The organism is Microvirga makkahensis (assembly GCF_009830105.1).
Lineage (GTDB): Bacteria > Pseudomonadota > Alphaproteobacteria > Rhizobiales > Beijerinckiaceae > Microvirga > Microvirga makkahensis.
On the sequence record NZ_WURB01000092.1, the window covers coordinates 1 to 618 of the forward strand.

The 618-nt window shown below is 68.0% G+C and carries 1 protein-coding gene; it reads right to left on the reverse strand.

Annotated features, from left to right (window positions below):
- Positions 1–155: 155 nt before the first annotated feature.
- The coding region (locus GR328_RS26590) for a winged helix-turn-helix domain-containing protein (protein WP_160888640.1) at positions 156–618 on the reverse strand (463 nt) is incomplete at its 5' end.

The window sequence follows — 618 nt, forward strand, 5'->3', positions numbered from 1 at the left end:
AGCCGACCATGCGCGCCGCCTCCATGAGGCGCGTGTCGAGCACGTGCTGCAGCTGGCGCTTGGTGTCGAGATAGATCCAGGCCGTCGCGAACAGCCAGATCCCTATCGTGGCGGCGATCAGGATGATGAACAGCCGGGCGCGGATCGAGCTCATGTCAGGTGCTCCGAAGCCTGTAGCCGAGGCCGCGTACGGTCTCGATGGCGTCGCGTCCGATCTTGACGCGCAGGTGATGGACGTGGACCTCGACCGCGTTGCTCTCAACGTCCTCCTCCCAGCCGTAGAGCCTGTCGGCGAGCTGGTCCTTCGACAGCACCGTGCCGGGATGCTTGATCAGGGCCTCGAGGATCGAGAACTCGCGGCGGGAGAGGCCAATCGGGTTGCCGTCGATCTCGACGGTTCGGCGACCGGGATCGAGTTCAATCCCGTTCCAGGATAGGGTCGGGGTCGCCCGCCCGCCTGCCCGGCGGGAGATGGCGCGCAGCCGGGCGGCGACCTCGTCGAGATCGAAGGGCTTGCCGAGATAGTCGTCCGCGCCGCTGTCGAGGCCGCCGATCCGGTCGGCCACGGTGTCCTTGGCGGTCAGGAGCAGGACCGGCGTGGGGTTCTGGCAGCGCCGC